At 74.2% G+C, this 15,138-nt stretch carries 16 protein-coding genes; 10 read left to right on the top strand and 6 right to left on the bottom strand.

Translation table 11 applies throughout. The features are described 5' to 3' along the window. Positions 1–49 precede the first annotated feature (49 nt). On the top strand, positions 50–679 hold the full coding sequence (locus ACIQNG_RS14780) for a TetR/AcrR family transcriptional regulator (protein ID WP_401485133.1): 630 nt from the start codon (positions 50–52) through the stop codon (positions 677–679). A gap of 96 nt (positions 680–775) precedes the next feature. Beyond that, positions 776–973: a hypothetical protein gene (locus ACIQNG_RS14775; protein WP_401428229.1), complete on the top strand. Its 198-nt coding sequence runs from the start codon at positions 776–778 to the stop codon at positions 971–973. Positions 974–990: 17 nt separating this feature from the next. Here the strand turns inward: ACIQNG_RS14775 and ACIQNG_RS14770 are convergent, their stop codons facing one another. Continuing rightward, the gene (locus ACIQNG_RS14770) at positions 991–1,920 is read right to left on the bottom strand and encodes a DUF3027 domain-containing protein (protein ID WP_401428226.1); all 930 of its coding nucleotides are present in this window, start codon (positions 1,918–1,920) and stop codon (positions 991–993) included. Positions 1,921–2,319: 399 nt separating this feature from the next. Between ACIQNG_RS14770 and ACIQNG_RS14765 the strand changes: the two genes are divergently transcribed. The 4 genes from ACIQNG_RS14765 (at position 2,320) to ACIQNG_RS14750 (ending at position 5,981) form a co-directional block, all read left to right on the top strand. After that, a complete protein-coding gene (locus tag ACIQNG_RS14765; protein WP_401485130.1) occupies positions 2,320–3,711 on the top strand; it encodes an MFS transporter in 1,392 nt (463 codons plus the stop codon). 95 nt (positions 3,712–3,806) lie between these two features. After that, complete coding sequence (locus ACIQNG_RS14760; RefSeq protein WP_401485129.1) at positions 3,807–4,304, top strand: DUF2771 domain-containing protein; 498 nt, start codon at positions 3,807–3,809, stop codon at positions 4,302–4,304. After that, positions 4,274–5,086, top strand: coding sequence for a futalosine hydrolase (locus ACIQNG_RS14755; protein WP_401485127.1), 813 nt, complete (start codon positions 4,274–4,276; stop codon positions 5,084–5,086). The genes ACIQNG_RS14760 and ACIQNG_RS14755 overlap by 31 nt, the downstream gene beginning before the upstream one ends. Then, entirely contained in the window at positions 5,064–5,981 is a 918-nt protein-coding gene (locus ACIQNG_RS14750; RefSeq protein WP_401428218.1) for a 1,4-dihydroxy-6-naphthoate synthase, read from the top strand. Before ACIQNG_RS14755 ends, ACIQNG_RS14750 begins: the two co-directional genes overlap by 23 nt. A 129-nt stretch (positions 5,982–6,110) precedes the next feature. On the opposite strand, the gene ACIQNG_RS14745 is transcribed toward ACIQNG_RS14750, so the two are convergent. Continuing rightward, the gene (locus tag ACIQNG_RS14745) at positions 6,111–6,494 is read right to left on the bottom strand and encodes a cold-shock protein (protein ID WP_401428216.1); all 384 of its coding nucleotides are present in this window, start codon (positions 6,492–6,494) and stop codon (positions 6,111–6,113) included. Between the two features lie 320 nt (positions 6,495–6,814). Between ACIQNG_RS14745 and ACIQNG_RS14740 the strand changes: the two genes are divergently transcribed. After that, positions 6,815–7,090: a hypothetical protein gene (locus tag ACIQNG_RS14740; RefSeq protein ID WP_401428214.1), complete on the top strand. Its 276-nt coding sequence runs from the start codon at positions 6,815–6,817 to the stop codon at positions 7,088–7,090. On the opposite strand, the gene ACIQNG_RS14735 is transcribed toward ACIQNG_RS14740, so the two are convergent. Then, on the bottom strand, positions 7,042–7,710 hold the full coding sequence (locus tag ACIQNG_RS14735; RefSeq protein ID WP_401428212.1) for an HAD family hydrolase: 669 nt from the start codon (positions 7,708–7,710) through the stop codon (positions 7,042–7,044). The two genes, ACIQNG_RS14740 and ACIQNG_RS14735, sit on opposite strands and share 49 nt — an antisense overlap. Before the next feature lie 44 nt (positions 7,711–7,754). Then, on the bottom strand, positions 7,755–8,861 hold the full coding sequence (locus tag ACIQNG_RS14730; RefSeq protein WP_401485124.1) for a hypothetical protein: 1,107 nt from the start codon (positions 8,859–8,861) through the stop codon (positions 7,755–7,757). A gap of 231 nt (positions 8,862–9,092) precedes the next feature. On the opposite strand from ACIQNG_RS14730, the gene ACIQNG_RS14725 reads away from it, so the two are divergent. The 3 genes from ACIQNG_RS14725 (at position 9,093) to ACIQNG_RS14715 (ending at position 12,885) form a co-directional block, all read left to right on the top strand. Continuing rightward, the gene (locus tag ACIQNG_RS14725) at positions 9,093–12,140 is read left to right on the top strand and encodes a helicase-associated domain-containing protein (RefSeq protein WP_401485122.1); all 3,048 of its coding nucleotides are present in this window, start codon (positions 9,093–9,095) and stop codon (positions 12,138–12,140) included. A 208-nt stretch (positions 12,141–12,348) separates the two neighbouring features. Continuing rightward, complete coding sequence (locus ACIQNG_RS14720) at positions 12,349–12,477, top strand: hypothetical protein (RefSeq protein ID WP_401428206.1); 129 nt, start codon at positions 12,349–12,351, stop codon at positions 12,475–12,477. Positions 12,478–12,603: 126 nt separating this feature from the next. Further along, positions 12,604–12,885: a hypothetical protein gene (locus tag ACIQNG_RS14715; RefSeq protein ID WP_401485121.1), complete on the top strand. Its 282-nt coding sequence runs from the start codon at positions 12,604–12,606 to the stop codon at positions 12,883–12,885. Between the two features lies 1 nt (position 12,886). Here ACIQNG_RS14715 and istB read toward each other — a convergent pair whose 3' ends face one another. Together istB and ACIQNG_RS14705 are read right to left on the bottom strand one after the other, a co-directional pair. Then, complete coding sequence (istB, locus tag ACIQNG_RS14710; RefSeq protein ID WP_401485119.1) at positions 12,887–14,158, bottom strand: IS21-like element helper ATPase IstB; 1,272 nt, start codon at positions 14,156–14,158, stop codon at positions 12,887–12,889. Between the two features lie 373 nt (positions 14,159–14,531). Then, positions 14,532–14,897 carry an iron chaperone gene (locus ACIQNG_RS14705; protein WP_401485117.1) on the bottom strand — a complete coding sequence of 122 codons (366 nt, stop codon included), beginning with the start codon at positions 14,895–14,897 and terminating at the stop codon, positions 14,532–14,534. Positions 14,898–15,138: the final 241 nt, after the last annotated feature.

The following is a 15,138-nucleotide window of genomic DNA, read 5'->3' as shown; positions in this document are numbered from 1 at the left end:
GCCCGGGACGCTAACGGAACACCCCGTCCGTTTAGCTAAAGTGAGAGCGGTGACCCACGATCTGTCTCACTCCCCGCGCTCCGACGCCCGGGACAACCGGAAACGCATCCTCGCCGTGGCCCGTACTGCCTTCGCCGAGCAGGGGCTGGACGTGGCGATGCGGGAGATCGCGCGCCGGGCCGAGGTCGGCCCCGCGACCGTCTACCGGCACTTCCCCACCAAGGAGGCGCTGCTCACCGAGGTCTTCACCGAGCAGATGGGGGCCTGTGCCGCCGTCGTCAAGGAGGGGCTGGCCCATCCGGATCCCTGGCTCGGCTTCTGCCTGGTCATCGAGAAGTTCTGCGCGATGCACGCGGGGGACCGGGGTTTCGCCGCGGCGTTCGTCTCGACCTTCCCGGTGCCGGTCGACTTCGCCGTCGCCCGTGACCGGACCCTGGGCCACATCGCCGAACTCGCCCGCCGGGCCAAGGCCGCGGGCGGTCTGCGCCCGGATTTCGTCCTGGAGGACCTGGTCATGGTGCTCATGGCCAACGGCGGCATCCGCACCACCTCGCCGACCACGGCGGTGGCCGCCGCCCGGCGTTTCGCCGCGCTGCTGATCCAGGGCATGCGGGCCGAGCCCGCCGCCGTCGCGCCGCTGCCCCCGGCGGTCCGGCTGCCGCTGCCGGTGGTGATCTAGCCGCGTGATCTAGCCGCTGGTTCAGGCGCCGGCGGGCCGGGCATGCAGCGGGGAACGGGTGGCCGCCCGGCGACCCTCAAGGGGGGAGGACGCTTGATGAAGGTCGGAGCGGGGCTGCTGTTCCTGTTCTGCTACGTCGATGTCATCGCGGTTCTCGCGATCGGGGACTGGATGTCCGAGGTCGGGCCGCCCCTGCTGTACGGCGGCCCGGTCGCCTTCGTCGCCGGGCTCTTCGCCCCCGGTCTGCACGACGCGTATCTCCGTGCCAGGGACCAGAACACCGACCGCCCCTGACACAGGCGGTCCCTTCCTCAGGAATGTCCCAGTTCCGCCGACTCGTCGTCCGACGCCGTCTCCGGGACGGAGCCGGAGGCGTGGGGCGGGTGGAGGGGGAGTTCGTCGACCCTGGTCTCGTCCAGGACGGGGGGCGGCGGCTGCGGGGGCCTCGGCATGATCGCGGCCTCCGAGTGGCCGCCGCAGCCGTAGGCCAGGGACACCAGACGGCCGTCCGCCGGGGAGAACTCGTTGGCGCAGGCACCGAACGCCTGTCCCAGGGAACCCCCGATCGGGACCAGGAAACCGCAGCTCACGCAGGTCGCCGGGGCCGCCTGGGCCATCGGGGTCTGAGCGCCGTACGCCTCCTCCCAGCGGTCCGCGGCCACATCGCGGCCGTAGCGGGACAGGACCCGCGCCCGGCCCAGGCCCAGTTCCTCGGCCGTCGCCGCGATCGAGCCCCGGGACGGCGGCACCGGCAGATGCGCGGGAACACCCCGCGTCACCTCGGCGTCCTCCGCCTCCACCAGTTCGGCCATCTCCTCGGACACCGCCGAGTCCGGCGGCGGCTCCTCCTCGGCGCTGAAGCCGGGCTCCAGGCGGAGATCCTCCGCGTCCGTGGGCAGGAGATCGCCCGGACCCATGTCGCCGGGGCGCAGCCGTTCGCTCCACGGAACCCATTCGGGTGCCAGCAGCGCGTCACGGCCGGGGAGCAGTACGACCTCGTCGAGCGTCACCACCTTCGCCCGGGACGCCCGCGCCACTGTCACCGCCCAGCGCCAGCCCCGGTACCCGGGCTCCTTGCAGGCGAAGAAGTGCGTGACAACGCGGTCGCCCTCCGAGACCAGCCCGTCATGCTCCCCCACGACCCCGGGTGCCGCAGCCTCCTCGGCGGCGGAACGGGCGAGGTCGACGGCCTCGGCACACAGGCGGTCGGGGGTACGGCTTCGCGTTGTCGCTGCGCTCACAGGTATCGCTTCTCTCCTACGCCCGTCGCTCAGATGCGCCTTTCCTCCGGCGGTGGCGCGGACGGAGCGGACCTCTGGGCCGCGTCGACGTCCGAGTCCTGTCGCGCTCGGGCACATCTCCGTCAACCATTCTGCCTGTTCGTCGGCGCTTGGCCTACACCGGTGTCCTTTTCGGCGCTTCGCGCCGATCATTTCGCACTCCGGACCCGATGCCGTACACCCCCCGACGCCAGGCCGTACGACCGCCGGTCCCGGGCCGTACACCCCCCGACGCCAGGCCGTACGACCGCCGGTCCCGGGCCGTACGCCCCCCAGCCCCCCACGCCCCCAAGCCGTACGGGCCCCGGCCCCGCCCCGCTCCGCCCGCGTCCCGCCTACCCGGCCCCTTCTCGGGGCACTATGAACGGCGTGGCAACCGCAGGCAGGCGGAAAGGCGGCGGTTCAGGGCCGTGGCGTCCTGTCCGCGCGGTCGGGCGCGCCCTGCGCAGCCCCTTCACCGGGACCGCCCGGGGAATCCGCAGGGCGACCCACGCGCACGGGGCCGGCGAGTCGGGGCTCGGCAAGCTGATCGAACTCCACGGCGTCAACGGCGCCGGGGACATGATGATCACGGTCGCGCTGGCGTCGACCGTGTTCTTCTCCGTCCCCACCGACGAGGCCCGCGGACGGGTCGCCCTCTATCTCGCCATCACCATGGCACCCTTCGCCCTCCTCGCCCCCGTCATCGGCCCGCTCCTCGACCGGGTCCCGCACGGCCGGCGCGCCGCCATGGCCTGCGCGATGCTCGCCCGCGCCCTGCTCGCCCTGGTGCTGTCCACCGCGGTGATCACCGGCGGGATCGAGCTGTACCCGGCCGCGCTGGGGGTGCTGGTCGCGTCCAAGGCGTACGGGGTGGTCCGCAGCGCCGTGGTGCCCCGGCTGCTGCCGCCCAGGTTCTCGCTGGTCAAGGCCAATTCCCGGGTCACGCTCGGCGGGCTGCTCGCCACCGGGGTCGCCGCGCCCGTCGGGGCCGGGCTCCAGTTCATCGGGCCACGCTGGCCGCTCTACGGCGCGTTCGTCATCTTCGTGGCGGGAACCGTCCTCTCCTTCACGCTGCCGCCCAAGGTCGACTCGGCCAAGGGCGAGGACCGGGCGCTGCTCGCGGCCGACGCCGAGCATCTGCGTGGGCCGCGGAGCGGGCGGGTGAAGCGGCCCGGGCTGCGCACCGTCGGGATCGCCGTCACCCACGCGCTCGGCGCCAACGCCGCCCTGCGCTGTCTGTCCGGGTTCCTGATCTTCTTCCTGGCGTTCCTGCTGCGCGAGCATCCGCTGACCGGGCAGAGCGCCGCCGTCTCCCTGGGCACGGTCGCGGTCGCCGCGGGCGCGGGCAACGCCTGCGGTACGGCCGTGGGGGCGTGGCTGCGGTCGCGGGCGCCGGAGGTCATCATCGTGACCGTGGTGGCGGGTGTGCTGGCGGCCGTCATCATCGCCGCGGTGTTCTTCGGGGCGTTCCTGGTGGCCTGTCTCGCGGCCGTCGCCGGGTTCGCGCAGGCGCTGGCCAAGCTGTCCCTGGACGCGCTGATCCAGCGGGACGTGCCCGAGCAGGTCCGCACGTCGGCGTTCGCCCGTTCGGAGACCCTCCTTCAGATGGCCTGGGTGCTGGGCGGCGCCATCGGGATCGCGCTGCCGCTGAACGGGCCCTTCGGGCTCTCCGTCGCCGCGGTGATCGTCGCCGTCGGGTGGCTGGGCACCGTACGCGGGCTGCTGCTGTCCGCCCGGCGCGGCGGACGGACCCACCCGCGCGTCGCCTGACGCCCCCTCGCCCGGCCCCGTACGGGTGGGCCGACCCGCGGCACGGCCGCCACCCTCGTGGGGGCGGGGGGCCGTCGGCCCGATAATCTTCCGCCATGACCACGATGCCCCGCGGCGCAGCCGCCCCTGTGCTCCGCGCTGTGCGACGCCGCCGCGCCGTCGTCGCCGCCGGTGCCGTCTCCGCCGGACTTTTCGCCCTGACGGCCTGCGAGAAGCCGTCCCCGATGGCCACCCTCACCGTCGGCACCGACTCGGTCAGCTCGGAGGCGAGCTGCTACAACGACGGCAAGCCCGTGCCCTCGGCCGAGCTGACGGCCTGCCTGAAGGACGCGGACGTCAAGACGATCAGCGTGGACCCGGACGAGACCGTCCGCTTCGGTGTCGACCCGAAGATCGCGGACAAGGGCTGGACCATCCTGATGAACGGTCAGCCGCTGACCGACCCGAGCACCAAGACCTACCGGACCATCCCGGGCAGTGTCTTCTTCAACGCCCAGTACGGGGCCAGCGGCAACACCACCACGGTCTCCGTCAAGGAGGGCGAGGGAGAGGCCGTCGGGCTGTGGTCCTTCAAGCTCAAGAAGGACGCCTGATCACGCGCCCCGCGCCGCGCGTCCTGGTCGCCACCGCCGTCCCCGCCGAGCGGGACGCGGTGGCACGCGCGTTTCCCGGACACCTCGTCTCCGAGGTGCCCCCGCCCCACGGCTCCACCGCCCCCGGCTCCCCTGCCGCCCCGCTGCTGCGGCTCCCTCTGCTGCGGGTCGCGGGCGGTGGCCCCGATCTGCTCGCCGTCGGGGTCGGCCCGGCCCTCGCCGCCGCCGCCACGGCCACCGCGCTGACCACCGCCGCCCTCACCGGCACCGCCTACGACCTCGTCGTCAGCGCCGGGATCGCCGGCGGGTTCGCGCCCCGGGCGCCCGTCGGCTCGCTCGTCGTCGCCGCCGCGATCACCGCCGCCGACCTGGGCGCCGAGACCACCGAGGGCTTCCTCCCGGTCACCGACCTCGGCTTCGGTACCGTCACCCACCGGCCGCCCCCGGCCCTGGTCGCCGCCGTGGCCGCCGCCACCGGTGCCCGCACCGGCACCGTCCTCACCGTCTCCACCGTCACCGGCACCGCGTCCCGCGCCGAGGCGCTGCGCGCCGCCCACCCGGACGCGCTCGCCGAGGCCATGGAGGGCTTCGGGGTCGCCGAGGCCGCCGCCGCGCACGGCGTACCGGTGCTGGAACTGCGGGCCGTGTCCAACCCGGTCGGCCCGCGCGACCGGGCCGCCTGGCGCATTCCCGACGCCCTCGCGGCCCTCACCGCCGGATTCGGGAAGCTCCCGCCCGCCCTGGAGAGTTGGAACCGACATGACCATCGACCTGACCGGTGACCAGCCGGGCGACGCCGACTCCGCCGGCCCGCTGAGGATCGCGTACTCCCCCTGTCCCAACGACACCTTCGTCTTCGACGCCCTCGCCCACGGCCGGGTGCCGGGCGCCCCCGCGCTCGACGTGACCTTCGCCGACATCGACCTCACCAACGGCATGGCCGAGCGCGGCGAACTCGATGTGCTGAAGGTGTCGTACGCCGTCCTGCCCTACGTCCTGGACGCGTACGCCCTGCTGCCCTGCGGCGGGGCGCTGGGGCGGGGCTGCGGGCCGCTGGTGCTCACTCGGGAGCCGGAGGCCGGGGGCGGCGCCCACGCCTCGGGCGGTGGCGGACTGGCCGGGCGGACGGTGGCGGTGCCAAGCGAGAAGTCGACGGCGTACCTGCTGTTCCGGCTGTGGGCCGCCGAGGTGCTGCCGGGCGGGGTCGGGGAGATCGTGGTGATGCCGTTCCACGAGATCATGCCCGCCGTACGGGACGGGAAGGTGGACGGCGGTCTCGTCATCCACGAGGCGCGCTTCACGTACCGGAACTACGGGCTGCACAAGCTCGCCGACCTGGGCGAGCACTGGGAGCGGACCACCGGGCTGCCGATCCCGCTCGGCGCGATCATCGCCCGGCGGACGCTGGGGGACACGACCCTGCACGCGCTCGCCGACGCGATCCGGGCCTCCGTACGGGCCGCCTGGGACGACCCCGAGGCTTCCCGGCCGTATGTCATGGAGCACGCCCAGGAGATGGACCCGGCGGTCGCGGACCAGCACATCGGGCTGTACGTCAATGAATTCACCGCCGGCCTCGGCGAGGAGGGGTACGCGGCGGTGCGCGGACTGCTCACCCGCGCGGCGGCCGAGGGGCTGGTACCGCCCCTCGGCCCTCATGCGCTGGATTTCCCGTGACGGGAGGTACGGCGACGGCCGCGGTGGCGGCTGCGTCAGTGGATGCCGTGGTGGATGGCGCGGTGGATGACGTGGTGGATTCGGTGGTGGCTACGGCAGAGGCGAGGGGCGGGGGCGGCGGGGCGGTGGCTATACGTCGAGCTGGTCGGCGACCGCGCGCAGCAGGCCGGCCACCTGCTTGCCGGCCGTCTTGTCGGGGTAGCGGCCCCGCTCCAGGGTCTGGGTGACGTTCTCCAGCAAGGTCGTCAGATCCTGCACGATCGAGGCCAGCTCGTCCGGCTTCTTGCGCTGGGCGGCGGCGACCGACGGGGTCGGGTCCAGGATCGTCACCGAAAGGGCCTGGTCGCCGCGTTGCCCCGCGACGACGCCGAACTCCACCCGCTGTCCCGGCTTGAGCGCCTCGACTCCGGCGGGGAGAACCGAGGAATGGACGAAGACGTCACCGCCGTCGTCGCGGGAGAGAAAGCCGAAGCCCTTCTCGCTGTTGAACCATTTGACCTTGCCGGTAGGCACGTCTGTCCTCGTCCTCGTACTTGTCGGAAAACTGCTTCGGAAACGGCTCGTGAACGGCCCTTGATAGCACTGCGGCGGGTCGACCGTGACCCGCCGCTACCAGGCTAATGGTCCCGGGTCGGGTGACAAGACGTCGCCCGGCTGTTCACCCGGCCGTTCTGGGCCGTTCTGGTCGGTCCTTCGCCCGGTCCGCCGCGTCGGTCATTGCGTCGGCCCATTGCGTCGGCCCGTCGCATCGATCCATTGCATCGATCCGTCGCATCGGTCCATGGCGTCGGTCCATGGCTTCGGTCCTTTGCGCTGGGAACTACCCTGGTCGGGTGCGTGACAAAACCCAAGCGAATTCCGCCGCGCCCGGCGACCGGCTGATCCAGGCCGGTGCCGTGGTGTTCATCATCGGCGCGGTGGCCACCCTGGTCACCGTGGCCCCGCTGTTCCTCGGTACGACGCCGTTCCCGACGTACATGTTCGTGCTGAGCATGCTCATGGGCGTCGGCTTCGCCATGGCCGGGGCCGGGGTGCTGCAGTCGGCCGCCGCCGGGCGGCGTCAGGCGCGGGCCGCGTCCGGGGCGGAGTCGGGGGTGCCGTCCAGGTAGGCGGCCAGCCAGGCCGGGAACTCGGTGAGGTCCGTCAGGACGACGTCCGCCCCGGCGCCGCGCAGTTCGTGGGTGCCGCAGGGCCCGGTCGGCACCGTGACGGACAGGGCACCGGCCGCGCGGGCGCCCCGGACATCGCCGACGTGGTCACCGACGTAGACCGAGGCACCGTGCTCGCGCAGGGCCCCCGCCTTGGCCTCGGCCCACAGGTCACCGACCACCACGTCCGGCTCGATGCCCAGGTGGGAGAGGTGCAGCTTGGCGTTCGGCTCGTACTTCGCCGTGACGACGATCGCCCGCCCACCGGCCGCCCGTACGGCCGTCACCGCCTCGTGGGCGCCGGGCAGCGCGGGGGTCGCCTCGATGGCCATCGCCGGATACATCGAGCGGTACAGGTCGGCCATCGCGGGCACGTCCTTCGCCGGGAACCAGTTGCTCAGCTCCTGCGTCAGCGGCGGTCCGAGGCGGGTGATGGTCAGATCGGCGTCGATGTACGTCCCGGTCCGCTCGGCCAGCGCCCGGTAGCAGGCGTGAATTCCGGGCCGGGAGTCGATCAGCGTCATGTCGAGGTCGAACCCGACGGTGGGCGGCTTGGGCGGGGTGGCCGGGGCGGACGTCATGGGTCCATTGTGCCGACCGCCCGACGGGGCCCCTGGGCCGGTTCCTAGCGCGGGCGCTGGGAGCGCCAGACCAGGAACGCCGCCGAGGCCACGGCCGCGCCGCGCAGGACCCAGGGCCAGGTGTCGTTGAGGACGTCGTCCATCGTGCCCTCGGGGATGGGCTCGCCCCAGCGGCCGTCGGTCCGGCCCCAGAGCCAGACCACGGCCGCCGCCACGGCCAGCGCGGGCAGCCCGATCACGGCCGTCTTCATCTCCGCGCGGGTGAGCCGGCGACTGGCCCAGGCGATGAGCCAGCCCAGCGCGAGGGGCAGCAGATTGCCGAGGACCGCGCCCGTGACGAGCAGGGCGGCGGCGAGGAGGAGAAGGGGGTTGTTCCACTCCCTCGCGGCGGGCAAGTGCAGCCGGCGGCGGCTCGCGGACCCCTCGCCCTCCGTCTCCACGCCGGGTTCCGCGCCGGCCGCGTCGTCCCCATCCCCCTCGGCGCCCTCGGTGCCTTCGTGGTCCCCGTCCCCGTCCCCGCCGTCGTCGCCGTCGTCGCGCTTCTTCGGCGGGGGTTTGAGGAGTTCGGGGATCTCCACACCGCCGACGAATCCGGGGACCTGGTCGCCGGGGCCGAAGGGGGTGTTGTCGGTGCGCCACCAGTCGGGCTGGGCGGAGGGGTCGCCCAGCTCGTGGGTGGGGGCGAAGTGCGGGGAGGACGGCCCCTCGAAAGGGGCGGGGGGTGGCGCGGCCTCGGCGGGGCGGGGCTTGGGGATGACCCGGCGCAGCCGTTTGCGGGCGGCGGCCTTCAGGTCGGTACGGTCCTCGCCGCCGTCGCGGTCCTGGCCGGGATCCCGGCCCCGGCGGTGGTCGCGGCCCCGGCGGTTGTCCTGGCTCTCGCGCTGGACGGGGACCGCCGCGGTCGGGGTGTCGGGGGCGACGGGGGTGCCGCCCGCCCTGGCGACCACCTCGTCCGGGGTGCCGAGGCGGGTCAGGATGCGGCGCACCGCCGCCGGACTGTCGACCGGGGTCTTGGCCCGCCGCGCGTCGATCTCGTCCCGCAGATGCGCCACCAGCCGCATGCGCGTCGCCGAGGGCAGTTGCTGCTGCTGCGCCACGTCGCCGACGCGGCTCAGATACTCGTAGACGACCTGGTCGCTCTCGATCCCCACGCTGTCCCCTCACGGGTCCCGGACTGCCCGTGCCACGACGGTAGCGCAGCCGCTCATATCGGCCCGCATCCGCCGGAGTTCTCCCTCCCGGCGTGCTGACGGCAGGGGCGGGGCGGGTGTCGCGGCGGGGCGGGGCCATTGTCGTGACGTGCCGGGGGTCGCTGTCACAACCGGCCCGGTGGCGCGGTCAGGACGGGCCCGCTGTCAGGGGGACCCGCTAACGTTGAGCGGATGAGCGACGAGAAGCCGGCCGCACCTCGTTCCCTCGCGGAGGCGCTCCGCGGCAGGGACGACGCCTCCCTGGCCGCGCTGCTGCGCGCCCGTCCGGACCTCATCACCCCCGTACCCACCGATCTCACCCAGCTCGCGACCCGTGCGGGCACCCGTGCCTCCGTGCTGCGGGCGCTGGAGCGCCTGGACCGGTTCAGCCAGCAGACCGCGCAGGCCCTGGCGGTGGCCAGGGATCCGGCGTCGTACGACGAACTGCTCGGGCTCATGGCGGGCGACGCGCGCGATCCGGTGACCGCGGCGGCACTGCCCCGGGCGCTGGCCGGGCTGCGCGAGCAGGCGCTCGTGTGGGGCGCGGACAACCGGCTGCGGCTGGTGCGCACCGCCCGTGAGCTGCTCGCGCCCTCGGCCCAGCATCCGTCGCCGACCGGGCTCGGGCCGACCGTGCGGGAGGCGACGGCCGGGATGTCGCCGGGGCGGATCCAGGAGATCGTCACGGCGGCGGGGCTCGGCGGCACGCCCGACGCGGTGTCGGCGGCGGCGCGGCTGACGATGCTGTTCAGCGACCGCAAACGGCTGGGGAGGCTGCTCGCCAAGGCCCCGGCGGAGTCCCTCGACGTGCTCGACCGGCTGGTGTGGGGGCCGCCGTACGGTCAGGTCACGGCCGAGCCGGCGGCCCGGCTGCGCTGGCTCCTCGACCGGGGGCTGCTGCTGCCGACCGCGCCGGGCACGGTCGTGCTGCCGCGGGAGGTGGCCCTGCATATGCGGGCGGGGCACGCGCACCGGACCGTCGAGCCGGTGCCGCCCGCCGTCGTCCCGGCCGCCACGCACCATCCACAGGTTGTGGACGCGACGGCCGCCGGGCAGGCGCTCGGCGCGCTGGCGACGGTCGACGAACTGCTGAAGGACTGGGACGAGGGCGGACCGGCGGTGCTGCGCGCGGGCGGCCTGGCCGTGCGGGATCTGAAGCGAACGGCGGTGGCGCTCGACGTCTCCGAGCCCGTCGCCGCGTTCTGGGTCGAACTGGCCTACGCGGCGGGGCTGATCGCCTCCGACGGCGAGGCGGCCGAGCGGTACGCGGCGACGCCGCTGTACGACGAGTGGCGGGAGCGTCCGGCGGCCGAGCGCTGGGCGCTGCTCGCGGAGACCTGGCTGACCGCGACGCGTACGCCGGGGCTGGTGGGCGGCCGGGACGGCAAGGACCGTACCCTCGCCGCGCTCGGCCCCGGCCTGGACCGCTCGGCGGCGCCCGAGGTACGGCACCGGGTGCTGACCCTGCTCGCCGCCCTCCCGGCGGGCGCGGCGGCGGACCGGCAGGCGGTGCTGGACCGGCTGCGGTGGGAGCGCCCGCCCCGCCGGGAGGACGATCTGCGGGCCCGCCTGGCGGGCTGGACCCTGACCGAGGCGGAACTGCTGGGCGTGACCGGCCGCGGAGCCCTCGCGGGACACGGCCGGGCACTCCTGGGACTGCCGACCCCGGGGCCCGCGGTGACGGCGGGGGGAGTGGGCGGCCAGGCCGATGCCGCTGCTGATTCCGGTGCCGGTGCCGGGGCCGATTCCGCTGCCGGGGCCGGAGCCGGTGCCGGAGCCGGTGCCGGAGCCGGGGCCGGTGCTGGGGCCGATGCCGGAGCCGGTGCCGCAACCGATTCCACTGCCGGAGCCGATACCGCAGCCGCAGCCGATACCGCAGCCGGAGCCGATGCCGCAGCCGGAGCCGATGCCGGAGCCGGAGCCGATGCCGGAGCCGGAGCCGGAGCCGATGCCGCTACCGGAGCCGGAGCCGATGCCGGTGCCGATGCCGCTCCCGGTGTCGGGGCCACTGCCCCAACCGATTCCACTGCCGGAGCCGATACCGCAGCCGCAGCCGATACCGGAGCCGGAGCCGGAGCCGGAGCCGCTGCCGCAGCCGATACCGGAGCCGCTGTCAGGGGCCCTGTCGGTGCTGGACCCGGTGTCGGGGGCTCCGGGCCGGGTGACAAGTTGCCCGTTCATCATCACCACCACGTCCTTCCCGTACCGCCCCCTGAGCCGCCCGCGCCCGAACCCCTCTCCCCCGCCGAGCGGGCCGCCGCCGCCGTGACGGCCGCTCGGCTGCTCGCGCCGCAACTGCCCGAGCCGCTCGGCCATGTGCTCCTCCAGGCCGATCTGACGGCGGTCGCGCCGGGGCCTCTTGAGCGGCCGTTGGCGGAGTTGCTGGGGGTGCTCGCGGAGGTGGAGTCGAAGGGCGGGGCGACCGTGTACCGGTTCACGCCGGGGTCGGTGCGGCGGGCCCTGGACGCCGGGCAGACCGCCACCGACCTGCACGCCTTCCTCGCCGAGCGCTCCCGGACGCCGGTGCCGCAGCCGCTCACGTACCTCATCGACGACGTGGCCCGTAAGCACGGGCATCTCCGGGTCGGCGCCGCCTCGGCGTACGTCCGCTGCGACGACGACACCGTCCTCGGCGAGATCCTCGCCGACAAGCGCTCCGCCGGACTGCGGCTGCGCCGTCTCGCGCCGACGGTGCTGGCCGCGCAGGCCGACCCGGCCACGCTGCTCGACGGGCTGCGCGCGATGGGCTTCGCGCCGGCCGCCGAGTCCGCCGAGGGCGACGTACTGATCACCCGGGCCCTCGCCCACCGCACCCCGCCGCGCACCGCGCCCGAACCCGTCCCGGACGGTCCGCCGCCACCCGACGCCACGCTGCTGGCGGCGGCGATCCGGGCCGTCCGGGCGGGCGACCTGGCCGCCACCGCCCCGCACAAAGCCCCGCACAAGGCCCCGCCCACCCCGCGGCCCGGTGGCGCCGAGCCGCCGCGCACCGGGCCAGGGGAGACCCTGGCCACCCTCCAGGCCGCCGTCATGACCGGGCAGACCCTGTGGATCGGCTACGTCAACGCCGAGGGCGCCGCGAGCCAGCGGGTCATCGCGCCGGTGCGGGTCGAGGGCGGTTTCGTGACGGCGTACGACCACACCGCCGACGAGGTCCGCACCTACGCCCTGCACCGGATCACGGGGGTCGCGGAGTTGGCGGAGGAGGCGGAGGGGCCGGGTCCGGGCGGCGGAGCCTGACCGTTCCGCTCACCGGGGGCTCCCCCGGCCTCACCCCTGGGGGTGTACGGCCGGGTTCATGCGCGCCACGCCGGGCGTTTCCCACCCACGGGGGAGCTTGCGGGGTGTGCCGCATCGTGCGGGTGGGGCGGGGGCAGCCAGGGGGTGTCCAGAACGAGCCCGGGGTCCAGAGAGATCCGGGCGAGCACCGCCGAAAGGAAGCCCCACCATGCGTTCTGCCCGTCGAGTCGCGACCGTGCTGACCACGACCGCGCTGTTCATCGGCGCCTTCGCCACCCAGGCCGCGGCCATCGGCATCGAGATCGCCGGTCTGATCATCGAGACCCCGGCGATCTGAGCCGGCGTCCGCCTCGAACGGGAACGGGCCGGACCGTCCTGGTCCCCGGCTCCGGCCCGCCCCCGCTCGCCCCGTCTCCCCGGTTCCCGCCCGGGACGGCCCTCCGACGAAAGGCCCGACGCCCGTATGCGCGCCAAGCCCGCCACCCCGACCCGCTCCGTCCACCCCGCCCCCGCCCCCGCACTCGCACTCGCCGTCGCCGTCGCCGCGGGCCTGCTGCTCGGCGTGTTCGCGCCCGCGGCTGCCGCGGCCCCCGCCGCTCCGGCCGCTCCGGCCGCCGTGGCCCCGGCGAACGCCGCCATCCTGCCGCTGCCGCTGCCCACGACGCCCGAGTCGCTGATCACCGAGGGTGTGACCGTGGAGGGGCCGCTGATCAACAGCATCATCCTGCCCGCGCCCCTGCTGTGAGCTATCCCCCGGAGATCCAGCGGGTGCGGTAGCTGTCCCCTTCGAGGCGTACGACCTCGGCGTGGTGGGCGAGGCGGTCGGCCATCGCCGCCCCGGCCGGGCCGCCGAACACCTCGTCCCAGCGGCCGGGCGGGCGGTCACCGGTGACGATCAGGGAGCCGCGCCCGTAGCGGTGGGTGACGAGTTGGAAGAAGAGGCGGGTGGTCTCCGCGGCGAAGGGGACGTAGCCGACCTCGTCCACGATCAGCAGCGCGTACCCGTCGAGCGCGGCCAGTTCGTCGGCGAGCCGGCCCGCCGTCTGCGCGGTCGCCAGCCGTACGGCCCACTCCTCGGCGGTCGCGAACCGCACCCGGTGTCCGGCCTGGCAGGCCCGCATGCCGAGTCCGACGGCGAGATGGGTCTTGCCGGTGCCGGGCGGGCCGGTGAAGACGACGTTGCGGTGGGTGGTCAGGAACTCCAGTTTGCCGAGCCGGGCGACGGTCTCACGGTCGTAGACGCGGGGGTGGTCGGCGTCGAAGTGCTCCAGCAGCATCCGGTCGGGGAAACCGGCCTCGGTGATCCGGGACTCGGCACCCGGCTCGCCCGTGCGCGGCGCGGGGATCGCCACCGGTGTGGCCGGTACGGGGAGTGCGGTCTCCGTAGCGGCGGGGGCGCCGGTGGTGGCGGGCGAGCCGGGACCGCCGTGGCCGCCGTGGCCGTGGCTCTCGCGGTAGTGGTGCTGCTGGATCTCGCTGTGGATCTGGTCCGCGCGGGCCGACATCGGCCCGGACATGTAGGCGAGGATCGCCGCCGACACGATGAACGCCATATGGATCACGGTCCCCCACAGCAGGGAGTGCCGTGAGGTGCGGTGCACGTCCACGAACATCTGGAGCAGATGCACCGAGGAGATCCCGACGATGGCGGTGGCCAGCTTCACCTTGAGCACGTTCGGGTTGACGTGGCTGAGCCACTCCGGCTGGTCGCGGTGGCCCTGGAGGCCGATGCGCGAGACGAAGGTCTCGTAGCCGCCGACGATGACCATGATGAGCAGATTGGCGATCATCACGACGTCGACCAGCTTGAGCACCGCGAGCATCACGTACGTCTCGGTCGCCCGGCCGCCCACACAGGTGACGATCAGCTTCCAGAGTTCGTAGAAGAACTTGTAGACGTAGACGCCCTGGACGGCGACCAGGCCGAAGTAGAGGGGCGCCTGGAGCCAGCGGGTGGCGAAGAGGGCGAGGCCGAGGGTGCGGGGCGGCAGGGGCGCCGGGGTGGGGGTCAGCGGCATGTGGGGGGCGGGGGGGTAGGGGGACAACGGGGCTGCCGGGGCTGCCGGGGCTGCCGGGGCAGCGGGGGAATAGGGGGACGGCGGAGGTCCGGATGCGTAGGGGGTGGGTGGGGCTGGTGTGGGTGTGGGGGTTAGGTGCTGCACATTGCCCGATTCTCCGGACCTCACGGCCGTCCGGCTCAACCCCTGACACCCGTTGGGGGGATTAGGTATCCAGTACGACGGATGAACGCCGGACGACCGGCGCACCCCGCGGATCGTCGCGCCGGGACCGGCCGACGGCCCCGGCACGAGGGGCGGGGGCGGATCCCGCCGTCAAGAGGGAGGGTGAACGTGGCGCCCCGGCCGTACTCCTCCCGGTGACAGAGCCGCCCTAACAGACCGGGCCCGGCATGGCGGCGGTCGCCCTGAGCAGATCCCGCACCAGGTCGTGGTCGATCCGCTCGACGTCGCGGAACCGCAGGCACCCCTTGCCCATGTCCTGCCCGGCGAGCCGCTCGGCGAAGGCGTCCCGCACATCGGGGCGCATGAGGTAGAGGGAGATGTACTGCCGCTGCCCCGCGAAGGCGATCTCGGCGGTGCCGTCCCGCTCGTAGGCGGGCATGCCGTACGCCATCACCTCCCGGAAACCGGTCAGCTCGGCCCGACACAGCGCCCGCAACCGCGCCAACGCCGCCCGCTGCCCCTCCTGGGCCTCGCCGAGATACGCCTCGACGGTCTCCGCCCTGCTCCGCACCATGCGGCGAGCGTACTGCGGTTCGAGGCACCGGAAAATCCGGAAACCAGCGCCCCGGCGGCGTGCGGGTAAGGGGTCCGGAGCAACTTCGGCGGGCCCACCGGGACGTTCCGGGCCGGGGGGCGGGCCCGATTGCCAGGGCGGTCGGCGGGGGTGCCTCTATGTCCTTCGTCAAGGCGTCTCTGTGGGGTTTGGGGTGATTCGGGCTGGCTGGGGTCATGCGGCGAGCTCGACGTCCGCGGGC

It is taken from the genome of Streptomyces sp. NPDC091377 (genome assembly GCF_044757045.1).
Lineage (GTDB): Bacteria > Actinomycetota > Actinomycetes > Streptomycetales > Streptomycetaceae > Streptomyces.
Note: the sequence above shows the minus strand (reverse complement) of the source record. Positions and strands in the feature narration are given on the sequence as shown.